A 19,715-nucleotide genomic window follows, 5' to 3' on the forward strand; every position below is an offset into this window, starting at 1 on the left:
CCGCCCCAAGGCAAAACGCGGCCCCCTCGGGGGGCAGCGCAGTACACAAAGTGACAAGCGTGGGGGTCATGTCTTCAGGCGCGTTCCACGTTGCAGATCGTGGTCTTGGTTTCCTGCATCATGGTCACGCTGTCGTAGCCATAGGTGGTGGCCGTGTTCACGGCCTCGCCGCGCACCACGGGCGCCGCGCCCTTGGGGTAGTACGCCAGCATGTCGGCGCCCTGCCAGCGGCCCGAGAAGTGAAACGGCATCCATACCGTGTCGGGCGCCACGCGCTCGGTGACGAGCGCCTGCACATTGAGCCGCGCACCCGTGGGAGAACTGAGCCACACGCGCTCGCCGTTGCGGATGCCGCGATCCGCCGCCGTCTTGGGGTTGATCTCGACGAACGATTCCTGCTGCAGCTCCGCCAGCCAGGGATTGGAGCGGGTTTCCTCGCCGCCGCCTTCGTATTCCACGAGTCGGCCCGAGCTCAGGATGAGCGGGAATTTCTCGTGCACCTTGTCGGCCACGTTCTTGTCCTGAAGGCTCTTGTAGAGCGTGGGCATGCGCCAGAACGCCTTCTTGTCGTCATGGGTGGGGTATTTGGCGACAAGGTCCGGGCGGGTGCCGTACAGCGGCTCGCGGTGCTGCGGAATGGCGTCGGGGAAGTTCCACACCACCGCGCGCGCCTTGGCATTGCCAAAGGGATGGCAGCCATGCTTCATCGCCACGCGGATGATCGCGCCCGTCGGGTCGGTCTTCCAGTTCTTGCCCTCGGCCTTGGTTTTCTCGGCGTCGGTGAGGTCGTCCCACCAGCCCAGCTTCTTGAGCAGCACATGGTCGAACTCGGGGTAGCCCGTGGTGATCTCGCTGCCCAGCGAGTGCGAGCCGTCCTCGGCCAGCAGGTTCTGGCCGTCCTTTTCCACACCGAAGTTGGCGCGGAAGTTGCCGCCGCCATCCATCACGTGCTTGGAGGTGTCGTACAGGTTGGCCGAGCCGGGGTGCTTGAGCTCGGGCGTGCCGTAGCAGGGCCAGGGCAGGCCGAAATAGTCGCCCGTGAAGTCGTAGCCGGTGTCCTTGTCCTTGCCTCCCTTGGCCTTCAGGGTCTTCACGTCGAACACGTGCATGTTCTTCATGTGCGCCTTAAGGCGCTCGGGGCTCTGGCCGGTGTAGCCAATGGTCCACACGCTCTTGTTGATCTCGCGCAGGATGTCCTCGGGCACGGGCTCGTCCATGCCCTTGACCTTCTGCATCTTGTAGTTCTTGGACAGCTCGGTGGCAAAGCCCAGCTTCTCGGCGAACTGGTGCATGATCATGTGGTCGGAGCGGCTCTCCCACAGCGGATCGATCACTTTCTCGCGCCACTGCAGCGAACGGTTCGAGGCCGTGCAGGAGCCGCTGGTCTCGAACTGCGTGGCCGCGGGCAGCAGGTACACGGCGCGGTTGGGGTTGAGGTCCTCGGCCTTGCCGGGCATCGCGGCCATGGCCGCCGTGGCCGAGGGGTACGGGTCCACCACCACCAGCAGGTCCAGCTTGTCCATGGCCCGCTTCATCTCGAGGCCCCGCGTCTGCGAGTTGGGCGCGTGGCCCCAGAAGAACACGCCGCGCAGGTTGGAGTCCTGGTCGATGAGCTCGTTGTTCTCCAGCACGCCATCGATCCAGCGCGACACCGTGATGCCGCTCTTGGTCATCATCGCGGGCGAGGCGTACTGCTTCTTGATCCATTCGAAATCCACGCCCCACACCGCCGCGAAGTGCTTCCAGGAGCCTTCGGCCAGGCCGTAGTAGCCGGGCAGCGAATCGGGGTTGGGGCCCACGTCGGTCGCGCCCTGCACGTTGTCATGGCCCCGGAAGATGTTGGTGCCACCGCCGGTCTTGCCCACATTGCCCAGTGCCAGCTGCAGGATGCACGATGCGCGCACCATCGCATTGCCGATGGAGTGCTGCGTCTGGCCCATGCACCAGACGATGGTGCCCGGGTTGTTCTCGTGCAGCATGGTGGCGACCTTGAGCATCTGCGCCTCGCCCACGCCGCAGGCATCCTGCACCTTGTCGGGCGTCCACTTGGCCAGCACGTCCTCGCGCACCTTGTCCATGCCGTAGACACGGTCGTTGATGTACTTCTTGTCTTCCCAGCCGTTCTTGAAGATGTGGTACAGCAGGCCGAACAGGAAGGGGATGTCGGTGCCCGAACGGATGCGCACGTATTCGTCGGCCTTGGCGGCCGTGCGGGTGAAACGCGGGTCCACCACGATCATCTTGCAGCCGGTTTCCTTGGCGTGCAGCATGTGCAGCATGCTCACCGGGTGGGCCTCGGCCGCGTTGGATCCGATGTACAGGGCGACCTTGCTGTTCTGCATGTCGTTGTACGAATTGGTCATGGCGCCGTAGCCCCATGTGTTGGCCACGCCGGCCACCGTGGTCGAGTGGCAGATGCGCGCCTGGTGGTCGCAGTTGTTGGTGCCCCAGAAGCTCACGAACTTGCGCAGCAGGTAGGCCTGCTCGTTGTTGTGCTTGGACGAGCCCACGAAGTACACGCTGTCAGGGCCGCTGGCCTTGCGCAGCTCCTGCATCTTGGCGGTGATCTCGTTCAGCGCCGTGTCCCAGCTGATGCGCTCGTACTTGCCGTTCACGAGCTTCATGGGGTAGCGCAGGCGGTACTCGCCATGGCCATGCTCGCGCAGCGCGGCACCCTTGGCGCAGTGCGCGCCCAGGTTGATGGGCGAGTCGAACACGGGCTCCTGGCGCACCCACACGCCGTTCTCGACCACCGCATCGACCGCACAGCCCACCGAGCAGTGGGTGCACACGGTGCGGCGCACTTCGATCTTGCTGTCGCCCAGGCCCACCTTGGCGCCTTCGGCGGCACTGGACTTCTTGACCAGGGTCAGCTGCGACGCGGCAATGCCGACGCCGACGCCCAGGCCCGAGCGGCGCAGGAACGAGCGCCGGTCCATGGTGGGCAGGGCCTGCGACAAACCGCGGCGCAGGCTGTGGACAAAGGGAGATGCCGGGGCTGCGCCGGGCGCGGCGTGCGGCGATTTCTTGGTGAGCAACATGGGGCGCCCCGCGTCAGAGTTGGGTGGTCTTGTAGTACTGCTTCACATGGGCGGACAGGTGGTACCCGCCGCCCTTCTCCGGCGCCACGCGGGGGGGCGCGGACACTGCCGCATCGGAAGACGGCGCCACCTGGGGAAGGGCCACCACGGCGGCCGCTGCGGCGCCGACGGTGGCGGCGCCGGCAAAGAAGCTGCGGCGCGAGGATGGGGGTTGGCTGTTCTGCATGCTTGTCTCCAGAATGGCTGGCAGCTATGAAAGGCTGTTCATACAGTCTATGTCACTGAGTGCAACACTGCAATTGAGGCAAATACCTCCCACCAAGTTACTCACCTTTTATAGCGGCCCGGCCAGACGCCGCGAGCGCGCCCCGCTCAATCGAGCATGTCGAAGCCCTGCGCCTCCACGGCCACGAAAGCCCGCGTGAATGCGGCCAGCGCCGCATACAGGCGGGCCTGGGGGTGGGCCGCCAGCGCATCGCACAGCGCCCCGGTCCAGGGCTGCAGGTGCGTTGCAAAAAAGTCGCGCTGGGACGCCAGGTTGCACACGGCCACGTCGTCACCGGCAATCAGGTAGCGCATCACCTCGCACAGGTAGGCGATGTGGTCTTCGGTCTCGGGCATGGCCGCCTCATCACGCGCCAAACCCAGGCGGGCCAGGTCGGTGCGCAGGCGGGCCAGGGGCTTTTCGTTCAGGAAGCCGCTCAGGTAGTGCGATGCGTACAGGTAGACCTCGGGCTTGCCCACGCCGCCGAACAGGCGGTCGAACTCCAGCGCCACGGCCGCATCATCCAGCGCGCGCGCCGCACCCACCAGTTGCTGCCAGGGCTCCTGCAGAAAGCCGCCAGCGGCCGGAGTCTCTGTCACGGCCACGCGCAGGGCGGACAGCAGTTCGGGGCCGGGCGCCGCGTAGTACAGCTGCGACAGCAGGCCATACAGCTCGGCGCGCGCGGTTTCTTCGTCCAGCGCCGAGCTGCCAGGGGTGGTCATTGAAGGTTGGGCGCTCACAGGTCCGTCACTTTCGCTTCGCTTTGGGAGGAATACAGGTCGATCACGCGGCAGTCGCTGCACATCTTCAGGCGCTCCAGCGCCTCGCCCTGGAACATGGGATGGCCCGAGAGCTTGCCCAGCATGGCCTCGATGGCCTTGACCGTGCCGAACGGCTTGCTGCAGCGCACACAGGCCCAGGGCTTGGCTTCGTTGAGCACGCGCAGCTGCGCGCGCTCGGGCGTGAGCAGCAGGCGCGGCTGCAGGGTGATCGCGTCCTCGGGACAGGTGGTGGCGCACAGGCCGCACTGCACGCAGTTCTTCTCGATGAAGCGCAACTGGGGCAGTTGCGGGTTGTCCTGCAGGGCGCTGGCGGGGCACGCGCTCACGCAGCTCAGGCACAGCGTGCAGCGGTCCTTGTCCACGGTGATGCTGCCCAGCGGGGAGCCCGCGGCCGGCAGCGCAATGGCATCGGGCCGCACCGTGGCCGGGGCTGGCGCGTGTTCGATGAGATGGTCCAGCGCCATCTCCAGCGTGCTGCGCTTTTCCTGCGCCACGGCGAAGCGCGCGGCCACGGCGGGCGCGGCCTGGCGGGTCTGCCCCAGCGCCTGCAGCGCGGCATCGAGCGCCGTGGGATGCACCGCTTTGACCAACTGCAGGTGGCTGCCCGTGTAGCCCAGCCCGCGCAGGATGGCCTGCGCCACATCCATCTGCGCCTGCAGGCCTTCGAGGTACTGCGGCGCTTCTTCATCGGTCACCAGCACCACGACCTGCGAGGCACCGTAAGCCACGGCGCTCAGCCACAGGTCCACGCCCAGGCTGGCCGTGTGCCACACCGCCACCGGAATCACCCGCGCCGGCACGCCGTGCGCCACCTTGAGTTGCGCCGCGCGGCCCAATTCCTCCACCAGCGCCTGCCCGCGCTCCTGGCTGTGCAGCAGCACCACGGCGTCCTTGCCGCCGGCCGCGGCATAGGTGGACAGCAGCGTCTTGAGCTTCGTGCCCTGGTCCGTGGCGCCGGGGTAGGCATAGGTCAACGCGCCCGTGGGGCACACCGTGGTGCAGGCACCGCAGCCCACGCACAAATGCGGGTTCACCTTGATTTGTTGGCGACTCTTGTCGCTGGCAATGGCCTCGGCCGAGCAGATGTCCACGCAGGCATTGCAGCCCACGGTTTCATTGCGGCTGTGGGCGCACAGCTTTTGCTTGTAGGCAAAGAACTTGGGTTTCTCGAACTCGCCCACCAGTTCGCGCAGGCGCAGCAGCGTGGCGATGTCGCGGCCGTCCCAGCGGAAGTACCCCTGCGGCAGCGCGTGCTGCACGAAGGTGGTCGTGGCCGTGGCCGCGCGCAGGTCGAGCACGATGTCGAAGCGCTCGGTGTGCGGCGCGGCTTCGCGGGTGAAGTCGATGGCACCCGCCACCTGGCAGACCTTCACGCAAGTGCGGTGCGACTGGCAGGCCGACAGGTCGATCTGGTAGTCCAGCCCGATGGCGTTTTCGGGGCACGAGGCCACGCAGGCATTGCAGCGGGTGCACAGGTCCAGGTCGATGGGGTTGTCGGCCGTCCATTGCAGATCGAACGCGCCCAGCCAGCCCGTGAGGCCTGTGATGCGCCCGCCCAGCACGGGAAAGCGCCGCGCCTGCGCGCCGCCCGCAGCGCCCGGGCCCTGGGTGAACACCGTCACCTCCAGCACGTCGGACACCATGGCCGCCGCACGCTCGGCCGCATCCAGCGGCCCGATGATCAGAAGGCGCCCGGCGCTCCTGAACGTGACCGTGGGCACGGGTGCGGGCTCGGGCAACTGCGCGGCGGCCAGCAGCGCCGCGATCTTGGGGGTGGCCTGGCTCGCATCGCGGCTCCAGCCGCCGGTCTCGCGGATGTTGACGAAGCGGATGGGGGAGATGGCGCCCTCGGTCTGCTGGCCCAGTTCGGCGAACAGGCGCTGCTCCTGCGTGCAGGCCACCACCACGTCCTGGCCGGTCTTGATGGCCTGCTGGAAAGCGCCGGCTTCGCGCCGGCACAGCGTGGAATGAAGGGTCAGGCCCTGGTCGTCATGCAGTGCCGCGCCCAACGCCTTCGCGTCGAGGGGCATCGTCTGGTTGCAGTCGCAGATGAGCGTCGTGGTCATGGTCGGGTTGGCTGGCTGGCGCGTCGGCCGTCCCGGTGGTGGACGGCGCGGGCGCGCCGGGCTCGCTGGAGGACTCGCTAGGAACAGCGGTGCATACCCCCGACTGTGCCACGCCCGCAGCCTCTTGCGCCTCCGCATCATCCCGATGCTGAGCGGGACCCGGGGGCTTTGCCGCAGCGCCCTCCGCGTCCGGGGAGGGCTTTTCATGGTCGAAAAAGCCCATGGCATGGGCGCTGGCCATTTTGCGCAGCATGCCCTCGGGCAAGGGATCGGGCTGCGTGTAGTCGCCGATGTAGATGTCCAGGCCGTCCATCACGTTGAAGTGCGGGTCGGCGAACAGCTTCTTCATCGCCAGGTTGCGCACCTCGGGCGAGACCGCGCGCTGCACGAAGGGCTTGAAGTCGGACGCGGGCGTGAGGGCTTGGGCATCGGCCAGCGTGGGCGGCGGTGGCGCCGGGTCGACGGGCGGCGGGTTGTCCGCCGCTGGGGGATGGGCGGCCTGCCCCGTCGCCGCCGCCGTGGCGGGCAAGCCCTGCGCCGGCATGGGGGGCAGTGCGGCGGCGGGCGGTGGGTCTGCCACCGGCTTGCCCTCGCGCACCTCCTGCTTGCGGCGCGACCAGCGCCCGAGGAATCCGTCAGCCACGGTCTGCCCTTCCCTGCTCCACAATGTCACCACCACCACGCCCGCCGCCGCCGCGCTGTTTCTCGGTGGAAACGGCCGCAGGGTTGCCAAAACGGTCCTGCAGGGGGCGGAAGCTGTCGGGGCGCTTCCTGCGCTTGGGCTCGGGCTGGTAGTGCTCCGCCACGAAGGCCCGCAGCACCTGCAGCACCTCGGGCGGGGCGGGCACCTGCTCCACGGTTTCCTGCGCGTCCAGCCAGCGGCCGGCGTCGTGGTAGCTCAGGCTCACGGCCACGGGGCGCGCCAGCGGGATCTCGCCCGTGCCGGTGTCCTCATCGCGGCGCCACAGCACGAACCAGCACGGGGCCGGCGAGGTGAGGTTGAGGTGGTAGCCCTCGGCATCGTCGCGGAACAGCTCCACCACGAAGCCGGGGAACAGCCAGCGCTGCTCGCGCTCGTCGCTGAGCAGGCGGCGCGGCGCGGTGCCGAAGGTGGGCTCGTTGATCACCACCTCGGCCAGCGACCAGCGCCAGGGCTGCCAGCGGTTGTCGATGCGCTCGCAGCGCATGATCACGGCAACGTCGGTGTGGGGGCGTTCGGTCATGGGCGTTGACTGTACTCCGCCCTCAGCCGGCGCTCAGGCAAAACCAGGCGGCTTTGCGGGTTCTCAGTGCGGCGCAGTGGCCTGCGCCACCTCCAGCCGCTCGACGGCCACCGCGCAGTACTTGAACTCGGGGATCTTGCCGAACGGGTCCAGCGCCGCGTTGGTCAGCAGGTTGGCCGCTGCCTCCACATACGCAAACGGCATGAACACCGTGCCGTGCGGTGTGCCGTCGTCGCGCCGCACGCGCACCTGCACCATGCCGCGCCGCGAGCGGATGCCTACCAGCGCACCCGGCGCCACACCCAGCCGCGCCAGTTCGTCGCCATGCAGCGACGCGGTCGCCATGGGCTCGATGGCGTCCAGCACGGTGCTGCGCCGGGTCATGCTGCCCGTGTGCCAGTGCTCCAGCTGGCGGCCTGTGATGAGCACCAGAGGGTAGTCGGCATCGGGCTTTTCGGCCGCCGGGATCACGCTGGCGGGCACCAGTTGCAGGCGGCCCGTGGGCGTGGGGAATTTCTCGGTGAAGACGATGGGCTGGCCCGGGTCGTCAGGCGTGAGGCAGGGGTAGGTCACGCTGGAGTCGCGCGCGAGGCGCTCCCACGTGATGCCCTCGATGCTGGCATGCATGGCCTGACGCATTTCGTCGTAGACAGCGGCCACGCCCGACTCTTCGCCCTCGTAGTTCCAGCCAAGCCCCATGCGCGCGGCGATCTGCTGGATGATCCACAGGTCGGGCTGCGCGTCGCCCGGCGGGTTCAAGGCGCGGCGGCCCATCTGCACCATGCGGTCGGTGTTGCTGGCGGTGCCGGTCTTTTCGGGCCAGGCGCTGGCGGGCAGCACCACGTCGGCCAGCCAGGCGGTCTCGGTCAGGAAGATGTCCTGCACCACCAGGTGCGACAGGCTGGCCAGCGCGTGGCGCGCGTGGTTCAGGTCGGGGTCGCTCATGGCGGGGTTCTCGCCCATGATGTACATGCCGCGCACCTTGTGCGGGTCGCTGTCAGGCGCCAGGGCCTTGTGCATGATCTCGACCACGGTGTAGCCGGGGGTCTCGTCCAGCGGGGTGCCCCAAAACTGTTCAAACCACGCATGCGCCCCGGCGTTGTCCACACGCTGGTAGTTGGGGAACATCATGGGGATCAGCCCCGCGTCGCTCGCGCCCTGCACGTTGTTCTGGCCACGCAGCGGGTGCAGGCCCGAGCCGGGCTTGCCGATCTGGCCGGTGACGGCGCACAGCGCGATCAGGCCGCGCGCGTTGTCGGTGCCGTGCACGTGCTGGCTCACACCCATGCCCCACAAGATCATCGAGGCTTTGCTTTTTGCAAACGCCCGCGCCACCTCGCGCAGCGTCTCGGCCGGGATGCCGCACACCGGGGCCATGGCCTCGGGGCTGCAGCCCATCACGTTGGCCTTCAAGGCCTCGAAGTTGTTGGCGCGGTCGCGGATGAAGGCTTCATCCACCAGGCCTTCGTCGATCACCGTGTGGATCAGCGCGTTGAGCATGGCCACATCGGTGTCGGCCTTGAACTGCAGGGTGCGCCAGGCATGGCGGCCAATGTCCGTGATGCGCGGGTCGGCCAGCACGATCTTCGCACCACGCTGTGCGGCATTCTTCATCCACGTGGCGGCAACCGGGTGGTTAGCGGTGGGGTTGGAGCCGATCACGAAGATCAGTTCCGCATGCTCCACGTCGTGCACCGGGTTGCTCACCGCGCCGGAGCCCACGCCTTCGAGCAGCGCGGCCACGCTAGAGGCGTGGCACAGCCGCGTGCAGTGGTCCACGTTGTTGCTGCCAAAGCCGGTGCGCACCAGCTTCTGGAACAGGTAGGCCTCTTCGTTGCTGCCCTTGGCCGAGCCGAAGCCCGCCAGCGCCTTGGGGCCGTGCGTGTCGCGCAGCGACCTGAGCGTGCCGGCGGCCAGGCCCAGCGCTTCATCCCAGGTCGCTTCGCGGAAAGTGTCGCGCCAGTCCGCGCCGTAGGGCCGCACCTCCTTGAGCACACCGCTCTTGCGGATCAGCGGCACCGTCAGGCGGTCGGGGTGGTGGGCGTAGTCGAAGCCAAAGCGCCCTTTCACGCACAGGCGGCCATGGTTGGCCGGGCCGTCGCGGCCCTCGACGCTGATGATTTTTTCATCGCGCACGTTGTAGGTGATGAGGCAGCCCACGCCGCAGAACGGGCAGACCGAATCGACCTTGCGGTCCACCGCCTGCGGGCCGATGTGCGTCTTGGGGCTGAGCGCGCCCGTGGGGCAGGCCTGCACGCATTCGCCGCAGGCCACGCAGGTGCTCTCGGCCATGGGGTCGTCGAGGTCGAACACGATCTTGCTCTGCGCGCCGCGCAGCGCGTAGCCGATCACGTCGTTGACCTGTTCTTCGCGGCAGGCGCGCACGCAGCGGTTGCACTGGATGCAGGCGTCCAGGTTCACCGCCATGGCGGGGTGGCTCAGGTCGGGCGCGGGCTGCTCGCGGCGCAGGGCGTGGAGGGCCGGGCGCACCGAGACGCCCAGGCGGCCGGCCCAGGCGCTCAACTCGCCATGCTGGCCCACTGGGGCATCATTTTTTGAATCAAAATTGCCGCTATCGCTGGATGGACGTGCGCTAACAGCTATCAAATCAGGAGTGTACGTCTTTTCGTCGTTCCACCGGTATCCGACATCGGGCATGTCGGACAGCAGCATCTCCACCACCATCTGCTGGCTCTTGCAGGCGCGCGGGCTGGTGGCCTGCACCTTCATGCCGGGCGTGGGTGCGCGGCAGCAGCTGGGGGCCAGCGTGCGCTCGCCCGCGATCTCGACCACGCAGGCGCGGCAGTTGCCGTCGGGGCGCAGGCCGTCGGTGTAGCACAGGTGCGGGATCTCCACGCCATGGCGCTGCGCGGCTTTGAGGATGGTTTCGCCGGGGTGGGCGGTGACCGGTTGGCCGTCCAGCTCGAAGGCCACGCCGGGCTGCACTGCAGTGGATGTCAACACGGCGCTCATGGCTGCAGCCCTCCGGGCAGTTGCTCGGCAAGCGGGCTGCTGCGCGGCCGGGGCAAGTCGCCCGGCCAGGGCGCCTCGCCCACCTCGTGCGCAAAATATTTGTGGATGCAGCGGATGGGGTTGGGCGCCGCCTGGCCCAGGCCGCAGATGGACGCGTCGCCCATCACCTGCGCCAGGTCGTCCAGCAGCTCTTCGTCCCACTGCGGGGCGCGCATCAACGCCGCAGCCTTGGCCGTGCCTACCCGGCAGGGCGTGCACTGGCCGCAGCTTTCGTGCTCGAAGAACCGCATCACGTTCAACGCCGCATCGCGCGCCCGGTCGTGCTGGCTGAGCACGATGACGGCGGCCGAGCCGATGAAGCAGCCGTAGGGCTGCAGCGTGTCGAAATCGAGCGGGATGTTGCTCAGGCTGGCGGGCAGGATGCCGCCCGACGCGCCGCCGGGCAGGTAGGCGTAGAGCTGGTGGCCATCGGCCATGCCGCCGCAGTATTCGTCGATGAGTTCCTGCACCGTGATGCCCGCAGGCGCGAGCTTGACGCCCGGCTGCCGGACGCGCCCGCTGACGCTGAAACTGCGCAGCCCCTTGCGCCCGTGGCGGCCGAAGCTGGCAAACCACTCGGGCCCGCGCTCGACGATGTCGCGCACCCAGTACAGCGTCTCGAAGTTGTGCTCCAGCGTGGGCCGGCCGAACAGGCCCACCTGCGCGATGTAGGGCGGGCGCATGCGGGGCTCGCCGCGTTTGCCTTCGATGCTCTCGATCATGGCCGACTCTTCGCCGCAGATGTAGGCACCCGCGCCGCGCCGCAGCTCGATGTGGGGCAGCGGGCATGGCGGCTGGGCGTGCAGGTCGTCCAGCGCCGCTTGCAGCAGCGCGCGGCAGCCGTGGTACTCGTCGCGCAGGTAGATGTAGACCGCCTCGGTGCCCACCACCTGCGCGGCGATGAGCACGCCTTCCAGAAAACGGTGCGGGTCGCGTTCGAGGTAGGTGCGGTCCTTGAACGTGCCGGGCTCGCCCTCGTCGATGTTGACGGCCATCAGCCGTGGCGCGGGCTGGTCGCGCACGATGCGCCATTTGCGTCCCGCCGGAAAGCCTGCGCCGCCCAGGCCGCGCAAGCCCGAGTTCTCCATGGCCGAGAGCACTGCCTCGGCATCCATTTCGCCGTTGACCAGCGCGGCGGCCGTCTGGTAGCCGCCGTGCGCGCGGTAGGTGGCGAGGTCGGTGTGGGCGGGACTGACCGGGTCTGGCTGCGCAGGCACGCTGTGTTCGGCCAGCGCGGCAATATCAAAATTGATAGCTGCCAGCGCTTGTGGATGAAGCGCCAGGGCCCGATTTGGCTTCGAAATGATGGTGTCCAGCACGGCATCCACCGTGGCGTGTGGCACCGGGCACTGGTGCACCACGGCCACGGGCGCCTGCTCGCAGCGGCCCACGCAGGGCACGGCCACCACCTGCACATCGCCCTGCCCTGCACCAAGGTTCATCGCGCGCAGGCGCCCGGGCAGCTCGGCCAGCAGTTCATGTGCGCCGGCCAGGCTACAGCTCAGGCTGTCGCACACCCGCAGCACCAGGCGCGGGGCCTGGGCATCCTCGCCGCGCACGATGTCGAAGTGGTGGTAGAAGCTGGCCACTTCATACACCTCGGCCATCGGGCGGTTGAGCTGCTTGGCCAGCGCCACCAGGTGGCGGTCGTGCAGCACGCCAAAGTGGTCGTTCAGCCGGTGCAGGTATTCGATGAGGAGATCGCGCCGAAAACCATCGGCCGGGCGCGGCCCTAGCAGCTGCGCCACCTCGGCCAGTGCGGCATCCTCTGGCTGGCGGCCCTTCAGGCGGCTCTTGCGGCGGATGCGCTCGCGCATGTCGTTGACGGACACGGCGGCCACGGTGGGGGCTTCGGGTGCAGGATTCATGGATCGGGATCGTGGGGGGCGCGCAGCGGTGGTTATGAAGCCGCCTGCATACCGCAGGCTGGCGAGCGCAGTGTCGACGAGGCCCGCGGGGGCGTCAAATTGCTTACGCACATGGGACGATCACAAAAACAAATGAGCCCGGGCCGTCCCCTGCGCGGCCGCTACGCCTGCGGCGGCGGCGGGCGGCTGCGATGCAGCGCCGACAGGAAGTAGCGCGCGGCCTGGGGCAGGGGGCGGTCCCTGCGCGTGATGGCGCCGAACTCGCCCATCTTGTGCTTGATGTGGCAGGGCAGGATCTTGAGCAGATGGTGCCGCGCATAGATCGTGGCGATCGACAGCGGAATCACGGCCACCATGGAGGTGTCCGCGATCAGCTGCATGGTGGTCAGGATGGAGGCCGTCTCGATCAGGCCACGGGGCGGCGGCGCGTGGAGCGAGCGGAACTCCTGGTCCAGCACCTCGCGCATGGGGCTGCCGGAGGGCTGCAGTATCCAGGGGTAGTCCAGCAAGCTGGAGAAGGGAACCTGCCTTTTCTTGGACAGCGGGTGCCCCATCCCCACCACCACGGCCAGCGACTCGTTGGCCAGCGGCTGAAAGCCGAACAGGGCCTTGTGCTCCGGCCGCACGCGCCCGATGGCGATGTCGATCAGGCCGTCCTTGAGCAGTTCGACCAGCCTGTCGCTGGTGTCCAGCGTCACCTGGATGGTGGTCAGCGGATAGGTCTTGTTGAAAGCGATGATGGCCTGGTTCAGCAAGGTGGGCAGCGGCGCCATGATGCAGCCCACCGCCAGGCGCCCCGCGCTTCCCAGTTTCAGTTCATCGAGTTCGCGGGCCATGGACTCCATCGAGCCGCGCATGCCCTGGAAGTACCCCAGCACGCGCTCGCCGGCCGGTGTCATCCGCTGCCCCCGCCCCTCGCGTTCGAACAGGCGCTGCCCCAGCGCCGACTCCAGCTCCTGAATCATCTTCGTGGCGGCGGGCTGGCTCATTCCCAGCTCGACCGCCGCCCCCCGCAAGGTGCCATGTTCGGCAAAAGCCAGCATGAGGGCGACCTGCCGCATGCGCAGCCGGTTGAGCAGTTGCGAGACGACAAAAGGACTTGTTTTGTGCATGGAGGAACCGCCTCTGGCTTACGGGAAAACCCAGCGTCAAATCATAACCAGTGATTATTAGTTATGTTCAATTTTTGAATTTACGTTAACTATCCGCCTCCCAATAATCAGCCCACATGCAGCAGGCGACACCACCCAAAACCGAATCCCATCCATGACAAACGCCGCAAAACCGGTCGTGGCCCTGACCCTGGGCGACCCCGCGGGCATCGGTCCTGAGCTCATCGCGAAGTTGCTCAGCCGGCCTGATGTCCACGAGGAGGCCAACGTGGTCGTGGTGGGCGACATCTGGGTGTGGAATGCCGGCCAGCAGACCGCTGGCGTCGCCGTGCCGACACACCCCGTCGCGACGCTGGCCGAAGTGCGCGACCGCCCCCATCAGGACCGACCTGCCTTTGTGCCGGTGGCGTCCATCGATGCCGGCAAGGTCCGCTGCGGCCGCGTGGCGGCGGAATGCGGGGCCTCCGTCCTTCAGGTGCTGAACCTCTGCATGGACGCGGCCCAGGCCGCCCATGTGGACGCCATCTGCTTCGCCCCCCTGAACAAACACGCCATGAAGCTGGGCGGGCTCCGCCACGAGGACGAACTGCACCATTTCGCCGCGTACCTGGGAGTGCAGGGCTACTTCTGCGAGTTCAACACCCTGGGCCGCCTGTGGACATCGCGGGTGTCCTCGCACATTCCCCTCAAGGATGCCGCGCGGGCACTGAGTCAGGAACGCATCGTGGCCGCCGCCAGGCTCATCCACCAGTCGCTGCGGGACAGCGGGTTCCCCGATCCCAGGGTGGCCGTGGCGGCCTTCAATCCGCACGCGGGGGACGGCGGCATGTGCGGGCGCGAGGAGATCGACATCATCGCGCCGGCCGTCAGGACGCTCCAGGAAGCCGGAGTGCCGGTGGAAGGCCCCTTCCCCGCGGACACGGTGTTCCTGAAAGCGCGCGACGGCCACTACCAGGCGGTGGTGACCATGTACCACGACCAGGGCCAGATCGCGATCAAGCTGCTGGGATTCAGCCGGGGGGTCACCGTCCAGGGCGGCCTTCCCATCCCCATCACCACGCCCGCCCATGGCACGGCCTTCGACATCGCGGGCAGGGGCGTGGCCGATGTCAATGCCACGCACAACGCATTCCGGATCGCCGCACGCATGGGCTCGAACCAGCTGCGCGCCCGCCAGGGCGACCCGCTGGCCGGTGAATGACAGAAAAAAGAAATCGCCATGAAAATCAAATCCGTCCGCGCGCGCGTCTACGAATGGAAGGGCAAGACCATCGCGCCCCAGGACAACTTCTGCGCCAACGCCATGGACCTCGTCTACTCCAGGACCGAGACCATGAGCACCTTCCGCTTCCACTCTTGGACCGTGGTGGAGATGGAGACCGATGACGGCATCGTGGGCCTGGGCAACGTGGCGCTGGCGCCGCGCATCGCCAAGGCCATCATCGACGAGTACCTCGCGCCGCTGGTCATCGGACAGGACCCCTGGGACTACGAGTACCTGTGGCAGCGCATGTACCGCGCCACCCATGCCTGGGGCCGCAAGGGCGTGACCATGGCCGCCATCTCGGCTGTGGACCTGGCCATCTGGGACATCCTGGGCAAGAGCGTGAACAAGCCGGTGTTCAAGCTGCTGGGCGGGCGCACCAAGGAAAAGATCCCCTGCTACTACTCCAAGCTCTACCGCACCGACCTGGACGCCATGCAGGCCGAAGCGCAGAAGTTCCTGGACCAGGGCTTCACCGCATTCAAGATGCGCTTCGGCTACGGGCCCGCCCATCTGCAGCAGGGTGTGCAGGAAAACCTCAGGTCCGTCGAGGCCGTGCGCGAGGTCATCGGCTACGACAACGACCTGATGCTCGAGTGCTACATGGGCTGGAGCCTCGAATACGCCAGGCGCATGCTGCCCAAGCTCGAGAAGTTCGAGCCCCGCTGGCTGGAAGAGCCCGTGATCGCCGACGACATCGACGGCTATGCCGAACTCAATGCCATGGGCAGCATCCCCATTTCGGGCGGAGAGCATGAGTTCAGCCTCTACGGCTTCAGGCAGCTGCTGGACAAGAAGGCCGTGAGCGTCGTGCAGTACGACACCAACCGCGTGGGCGGCATCACCGCCGCCCACAAGATCAACGCCCTGTGCGAGGCCCACAGCGTGCCGGTGGTGCCGCATGCGGGGCAGATGCACAACTACCACCTGACCATGAGCACGCTGGCCTCGCCCATGGCCGAGTACTTCCCCATCTTCGACGTGGAGGTCGGCAACGAACTGTTCTGGTACCTCTTCGATGGCGAGCCCGTGGCGGAGAACGGTTTCCTGCAGCTCAGGGACGACGCACCGGGCCTGGGCCTCGCGCTCAAGACCGAGTACCTCGACCAGTTCCACATCGTCGGATAAGGGTCGCGGCATGCCAGGACGCTCCACCCCCCGCTACCGTGGCATCTTCCCCGTGGTGCCCACCACCTTCCACGAGGACGGCACGCTCGACCTGGCCAGCCAGAAGCGCTGCCTGGACTTCATGATCGACTCGGGCGTGGACGGCCTGTGCATCCTGGCCAACTTCTCCGAGCAGTTCCTGCTGTCGGACGAAGAACGCGAAACCCTCACCCGCACGGCACTGGAGCATGTGGCGGGCCGCGTGCCCGTCATCGTCACCACCACCCACACCAGCACCGCCGTCTGCGCCGCGCGCAGCCGCCGCGCACAGGACATGGGCGCGGCCATGGTGATGGTGATGCCGCCCTACCACGGCGCCACCTTCCGCTTCAGCGAGGCACGCATCCGGAGCTTCTTCCAGGGCGTGTCCGACGCCGTCGGCATCCCCGTCATGGTCCAGGACGCACCGGCCGCGGGCACGCCGCTGTCTGCGGCCTTCCTGGCCCGGATGGCGCAGGAGATCGAACAGGTCTGCTACTTCAAGATGGAAACCGCGGGGGCGGCGAGCAAGCTGCGCGAGCTCATCGCGCTGGGCGGCGAGGCCATCGAAGGCCCCTGGGACGGGGAGGAGGCCATCACCCTGCTGGCGGACCTGGAAGCCGGGGCCACCGGATCGATGACGGGCGGCGGGTTCGCGGACGGCATACGCCCCATCATCGAAGCCCACCGCCAGGGCGACAGGGACCAGGCCTTCGCCCAGTACCAGCGCTGGCTGCCGCTGATCAACCACGAGAACCGCCAGGCGGGCTTCCTGGCGGCCAAGACGCTGATGAAGGAAGGCCGCGTGATCGCCTGCGACGCACCGCGCGCGCCCTGGCCGCCCATGCACCCGGAGGTGCGCCGCCAGCTGCTGGCCATCGCACGCCCGCTCGATCCGCTGGTGCTGCGCTGGGCGCATTGAAAGCCCTGCCCGCCATGCGCCCTCGCGATCACCTCACCACCCGCAGGCCCCGGGCTGCCGCGTGGGCCAGCGATGACCGCCGCCCCGCCCACCCCACCGCCGCCGCGCCGCGCATCCGCCGCGAGGAAGCCTTTCGCCCCGTGGCCGGCGCGGTCCGCGCCAAGGGGGATGAAGGCACCCAGGGCAGGCCCTTCGCCGCCCTGCCCGCGGACTTTGCCGGGCCCCGCCTCCCGCACGCCGCGCGCTTCCAATGCCACAGCCAGGCCGGGATGGCGACAGCCAACCCGCCCACGGCGGGCACCCACTGCCACCTGCCGTCCGCCACGGCCAAGGCACACCACGCCCAGGGATGACCGTGACCGAATTCCTCGCCCCACCACCCCACATCCTGGATGCGCGCCTGGCCCCTGTCTTCGAGGGCGCGGCGCTGCGGCGGCTGTGCACGGGGGCCGCCTGGAGCGAGGGGCCGGTCTGGCTGCCCCAGGACGATTCGGTGCTGTGGAGCGACATTCCCAACAATCGCATGCTGCGCTGGTCCCCCGCCGACGGCATGAGCGTCTGGCGCGACCAGGTCGATTTCACCAACGGCCACGCGCTCGATGGCGCGGGCAACCTGCTGCATTGCTCCCACGGGCAACGCGCCATCGTGCGCACGCCCCAGGTCGGGGGGCGCCTGCATGCGGACACGCCCGATGAGGTGGTGGTCAGCCACTTCCACGGCAAGCGGCTCAACTCCCCCAACGACGTGGTGGTGCAGAGCAACGGCTGCATCTGGTTCACCGACCCGCCCTACGGCATCCTCGGCGACCGGGAAGGCCACAAGGCGCCCCCCGAGCTGGGCGGCAACTACGTGTTCTGCTACGACCCGTCGGACGGACAGCTGCACAAGGCGTCCGGGTTCCTGCAGGAGCCCAACGGCCTCGCTTTTTCTCCCGACGAAAGCCTGCTGTACGTGAGCGACACCTCGGCCGCGCTGCGCCCGGACGGCACGGGCCACCACCACATCGTGGTCTTCGACGTGCGGGAACATGCGCTGGAGGACCCCCGCGTGTTCGCCCGGGTCTCGCCGGGCGTGCCGGACGGTTTCCGCGTGGACCACCGCGGCCGGATCTACACCAGCAGCGAAGACAGCGTGCAGGTGCTGCACCCCGACGGAACGCTGCTGGGCAAGATTCCCGTGCCCGAGAAGGTGGGCAACATGACCTTCGGGGGAACGCGCAGGGACACCCTCTTCATCGCCGCCAGCACCTCGCTGTACAGCATCGTTCTCAACACACGCGGAGCCCCCCGGCCATGACCGACGACGTCCTGCTTCTGGTGGAAAAGTGCAGCCACTGCCTGAGCTATTACGACATCGGCAGCGGTGAACGGCTGGCCAGCATTGCGCTGCCCGACTTCCCGCACGAGTTCGTGATCGACTCGCACCAGGCCTATGCCTACATCGGCCACTATGGCGTGGAAACCTCGGGCCATCCGGGCGCTGGGGGCACACAGATCCTTCAGGTGGACATCGCCCGCAGGACGCTGGTGCGCTGCATCGACATCGCCCCCTTCAACCGGCTGCACGGCATGCAGATGGACGCACAGGATCGCCTGTACGCGCTCAGCGAAGACCGAGCGCAACTCGTGGTCCTGGACCATCCCGCCACGGACACGGCCCCGCGCAGGGCCGTGAGCACCGGGGGCATCAAGAGCCACCTGTTCGCGCTCACCCGCGACGGACAGACAGCCTATGCGATGAACCTGCTGTCGCACACCGTGACCAGGATCCGGCCCCACGATGCCACGGTGGCTCCCGTGGCCTGCGCTCCCGGCGAGAAACCCGAAGGCTATGCGCTGAGCGGGGACGAGAAGACGCTGTACGTGAGCTGCCGCTTGAGCAACACGCTTTGCGCGATCGACACCGCGACCATGCAGGTCAAGGACCGGGCGCCCTCGCGCGACGATCCCACGCGCCTGTACCTGTATCGGGACGGCAGGCTGGTGGTCACCAACTACGGCGAACGCAGCCTGTCCGTGGTGGACCCCGCCACGCTGCGGGAGCTGGCCCACGTGCCGATGGAGGCGCGGGCCATCGCCCTGAGCTTCCACCCGTCGCGGCCGCTGGCCTTCGTGAGCCAGGACAACGACCTGCTGGGCTGCCTCAACATGGAGACGCTGCAGTTCGAACGCTGGATCGCGACCCAGCGCGAGCCGGATGTCTCGCGCGTGCTGTCCCGCTTTCCTGCACGGGGCGGTGCATGAACGGCCTCATGCAGTGGCTGCTGACGCCCATCAGCGGAGCGGCGCACCACGAGATCGCGCCGTGGGCTTTCTGGCACGCCCGCCTCATGGTTCTGGCCTGGGCCATCCTGCTGCCGCTGGGTGTGCTGGTTGCTCGCTTCTTCAAGATCATGCCCGGCCAGGACTGGCCGGCGGTGCGCGACAACAAGACCTGGTGGCACGCGCACCGCGTGCTGCAGTACGGCGGCATGGCGCTGATGCTGGCAGGCATCGGGCTGGCCTGGGGCAACGCCCGCGGCGTGAGCCAGGCCGCGGCATGGCACGCCATTCTGGGGTGGGGGGTGCTGGGGCTGGGGCTCATGCAGCTGGCATCGGCGTGGGCCAGGGGCAGCAAGGGCGGCCCCACCGACGTGCGGCTGCGCGGAGACCACTACGACATGACCCCGGGGCGCGTGGCCTTTGAATCCGTGCACAAGGCCGGAGGCTATGCCGCCATTCTTCTGTCGATCGCCACGATCGTCCTGGGCCTGGTGGTGGCCGACGCGCCCCGCTGGATGGGGCTGGCGCTCGCGCTGTGGTGGCTGCTGCTGGCGAGCGCATTCGTGGTCCTGCAGCGCCAGGGGCGGTGCATCGACACCTACCAGGCCATCTGGGGCCCCGGCAGCGGCACGGCCGCCAGCCGCAAGCGGCCCGTGGGCTGGGGCATCAGGCGCTACACGGCGGCCCAGTGGCAGCGGAAATTCGGGCAGCGCCACACGCCCGGCCGCACTCCACAACGATAGATGACGGGA

The 19,715-nt window shown here is 68.1% G+C and carries 16 protein-coding genes; 7 read left to right on the forward strand and 9 right to left on the reverse strand.

Annotated elements, in window-relative coordinates; translation table 11 throughout:
• Positions 1-74: 74 nt before the first annotated feature.
• The 9 genes from AC07OD_RS25580 to AC07OD_RS25620 all read right to left on the reverse strand — a co-directional run bounded on the left by AC07OD_RS25580 (position 75) and on the right by AC07OD_RS25620 (position 13,369).
• On the reverse strand, positions 75-3,041 hold the full coding sequence (locus AC07OD_RS25580) for a formate dehydrogenase subunit alpha (RefSeq protein WP_492253748.1): 2,967 nt from the start codon (positions 3,039-3,041) through the stop codon (positions 75-77).
• A gap of 13 nt (positions 3,042-3,054) precedes the next feature.
• Complete coding sequence (locus tag AC07OD_RS25585; protein WP_492807080.1) at positions 3,055-3,267, reverse strand: formate dehydrogenase; 213 nt, start codon at positions 3,265-3,267, stop codon at positions 3,055-3,057.
• Positions 3,268-3,413: 146 nt separating this feature from the next.
• Complete coding sequence (locus AC07OD_RS25590; protein WP_494598337.1) at positions 3,414-4,028, reverse strand: TorD/DmsD family molecular chaperone; 615 nt, start codon at positions 4,026-4,028, stop codon at positions 3,414-3,416.
• A 14-nt stretch (positions 4,029-4,042) separates the two neighbouring features.
• The gene (locus AC07OD_RS25595) at positions 4,043-6,118 is read right to left on the reverse strand and encodes a 4Fe-4S binding protein (RefSeq protein WP_494598381.1); all 2,076 of its coding nucleotides are present in this window, start codon (positions 6,116-6,118) and stop codon (positions 4,043-4,045) included.
• The gene (locus AC07OD_RS25600; protein ID WP_494598338.1) at positions 6,078-6,797 is read right to left on the reverse strand and encodes a DUF3306 domain-containing protein; all 720 of its coding nucleotides are present in this window, start codon (positions 6,795-6,797) and stop codon (positions 6,078-6,080) included. Before AC07OD_RS25600 ends, AC07OD_RS25595 begins: the two co-directional genes overlap by 41 nt.
• Positions 6,790-7,377: a DUF3305 domain-containing protein gene (locus AC07OD_RS25605; RefSeq protein WP_494598339.1), complete on the reverse strand. Its 588-nt coding sequence runs from the start codon at positions 7,375-7,377 to the stop codon at positions 6,790-6,792. The genes AC07OD_RS25600 and AC07OD_RS25605 overlap by 8 nt, the downstream gene beginning before the upstream one ends.
• Positions 7,378-7,440: 63 nt before the next feature.
• The gene (gene fdhF / locus AC07OD_RS25610) at positions 7,441-10,350 is read right to left on the reverse strand and encodes a formate dehydrogenase subunit alpha (protein WP_494598340.1); all 2,910 of its coding nucleotides are present in this window, start codon (positions 10,348-10,350) and stop codon (positions 7,441-7,443) included.
• Positions 10,347-12,257, reverse strand: a complete 1,911-nt coding sequence (locus tag AC07OD_RS25615; RefSeq protein ID WP_494598341.1) for an NADH-ubiquinone oxidoreductase-F iron-sulfur binding region domain-containing protein — start codon at positions 12,255-12,257, stop codon at positions 10,347-10,349. The genes fdhF and AC07OD_RS25615 overlap by 4 nt, the downstream gene beginning before the upstream one ends.
• A 161-nt stretch (positions 12,258-12,418) precedes the next feature.
• Positions 12,419-13,369, reverse strand: coding sequence for a LysR family transcriptional regulator (locus tag AC07OD_RS25620; RefSeq protein WP_494598342.1), 951 nt, complete (start codon positions 13,367-13,369; stop codon positions 12,419-12,421).
• 154 nt (positions 13,370-13,523) lie between these two features.
• Here AC07OD_RS25620 and AC07OD_RS25625 point away from each other — a divergent pair, with 154 nt between their 5' ends.
• Genes AC07OD_RS25625 through AC07OD_RS25655 form a run of 7 tightly spaced genes read left to right on the forward strand, consistent with a single transcriptional unit; the run spans position 13,524 to position 19,706 of the window.
• A complete protein-coding gene (locus tag AC07OD_RS25625) occupies positions 13,524-14,570 on the forward strand; it encodes a 4-hydroxythreonine-4-phosphate dehydrogenase PdxA (RefSeq protein WP_218339531.1) in 1,047 nt (348 codons plus the stop codon).
• 18 nt (positions 14,571-14,588) lie between these two features.
• Positions 14,589-15,761: an L-rhamnonate dehydratase gene (locus AC07OD_RS25630; protein ID WP_218295869.1), complete on the forward strand. Its 1,173-nt coding sequence runs from the start codon at positions 14,589-14,591 to the stop codon at positions 15,759-15,761.
• A gap of 10 nt (positions 15,762-15,771) precedes the next feature.
• Entirely contained in the window at positions 15,772-16,701 is a 930-nt protein-coding gene (locus tag AC07OD_RS25635; RefSeq protein WP_369643158.1) for a dihydrodipicolinate synthase family protein, read from the forward strand.
• 14 nt (positions 16,702-16,715) lie between these two features.
• A complete protein-coding gene (locus AC07OD_RS25640) occupies positions 16,716-17,054 on the forward strand; it encodes a hypothetical protein (protein ID WP_218339533.1) in 339 nt (112 codons plus the stop codon).
• Positions 17,051-17,998: an SMP-30/gluconolactonase/LRE family protein gene (locus tag AC07OD_RS25645; RefSeq protein ID WP_494598343.1), complete on the forward strand. Its 948-nt coding sequence runs from the start codon at positions 17,051-17,053 to the stop codon at positions 17,996-17,998. The genes AC07OD_RS25640 and AC07OD_RS25645 overlap by 4 nt, the downstream gene beginning before the upstream one ends.
• Positions 17,995-18,945, forward strand: coding sequence for a YncE family protein (locus AC07OD_RS25650; protein ID WP_369643161.1), 951 nt, complete (start codon positions 17,995-17,997; stop codon positions 18,943-18,945). The genes AC07OD_RS25645 and AC07OD_RS25650 overlap by 4 nt, the downstream gene beginning before the upstream one ends.
• Positions 18,942-19,706: a cytochrome b561 domain-containing protein gene (locus AC07OD_RS25655; RefSeq protein WP_218295874.1), complete on the forward strand. Its 765-nt coding sequence runs from the start codon at positions 18,942-18,944 to the stop codon at positions 19,704-19,706. The genes AC07OD_RS25650 and AC07OD_RS25655 overlap by 4 nt, the downstream gene beginning before the upstream one ends.
• The last annotated feature ends 9 nt before the right edge of the window (positions 19,707-19,715 follow it).

The sequence above is a fragment of the Acidovorax sp. GW821-FHT10E03 genome (genome assembly GCF_059415205.1).

Bases quoted from the DNA above. Each gene is read 5' to 3' on its own strand.
- AC07OD_RS25655 (WP_218295874.1), top strand. From the start codon at position 18,942: ATGAACGGCCTCATGCAGTGGCTGCTGACGCCCATCAGCGGAGCGGCG.
- AC07OD_RS25650 (WP_369643161.1), top strand. From the start codon at position 17,995: ATGACCGACGACGTCCTGCTTCTGGTGGAAAAGTGCAGCCACTGCCTG.
- AC07OD_RS25620 (WP_494598342.1), bottom strand. From the start codon at position 13,369: ATGCACAAAACAAGTCCTTTTGTCGTCTCGCAACTGCTCAACCGGCTG.
- AC07OD_RS25595 (WP_494598381.1), bottom strand. From the start codon at position 6,118: ATGCCCCTCGACGCGAAGGCGTTGGGCGCGGCACTGCATGACGACCAG.
- AC07OD_RS25635 (WP_369643158.1), top strand. From the start codon at position 15,772: ATGCCAGGACGCTCCACCCCCCGCTACCGTGGCATCTTCCCCGTGGTG.
- AC07OD_RS25590 (WP_494598337.1), bottom strand. From the start codon at position 4,028: ATGACCACCCCTGGCAGCTCGGCGCTGGACGAAGAAACCGCGCGCGCC.
- AC07OD_RS25585 (WP_492807080.1), bottom strand. From the start codon at position 3,267: ATGCAGAACAGCCAACCCCCATCCTCGCGCCGCAGCTTCTTTGCCGGC.
- AC07OD_RS25605 (WP_494598339.1), bottom strand. From the start codon at position 7,377: ATGACCGAACGCCCCCACACCGACGTTGCCGTGATCATGCGCTGCGAG.
- AC07OD_RS25625 (WP_218339531.1), top strand. From the start codon at position 13,524: ATGACAAACGCCGCAAAACCGGTCGTGGCCCTGACCCTGGGCGACCCC.
- fdhF (WP_494598340.1), bottom strand. From the start codon at position 10,350: ATGAGCGCCGTGTTGACATCCACTGCAGTGCAGCCCGGCGTGGCCTTC.
- AC07OD_RS25580 (WP_492253748.1), bottom strand. From the start codon at position 3,041: ATGTTGCTCACCAAGAAATCGCCGCACGCCGCGCCCGGCGCAGCCCCG.
- AC07OD_RS25615 (WP_494598341.1), bottom strand. From the start codon at position 12,257: ATGAATCCTGCACCCGAAGCCCCCACCGTGGCCGCCGTGTCCGTCAAC.
- AC07OD_RS25640 (WP_218339533.1), top strand. From the start codon at position 16,716: ATGCGCCCTCGCGATCACCTCACCACCCGCAGGCCCCGGGCTGCCGCG.
- AC07OD_RS25645 (WP_494598343.1), top strand. From the start codon at position 17,051: ATGACCGTGACCGAATTCCTCGCCCCACCACCCCACATCCTGGATGCG.
- AC07OD_RS25630 (WP_218295869.1), top strand. From the start codon at position 14,589: ATGAAAATCAAATCCGTCCGCGCGCGCGTCTACGAATGGAAGGGCAAG.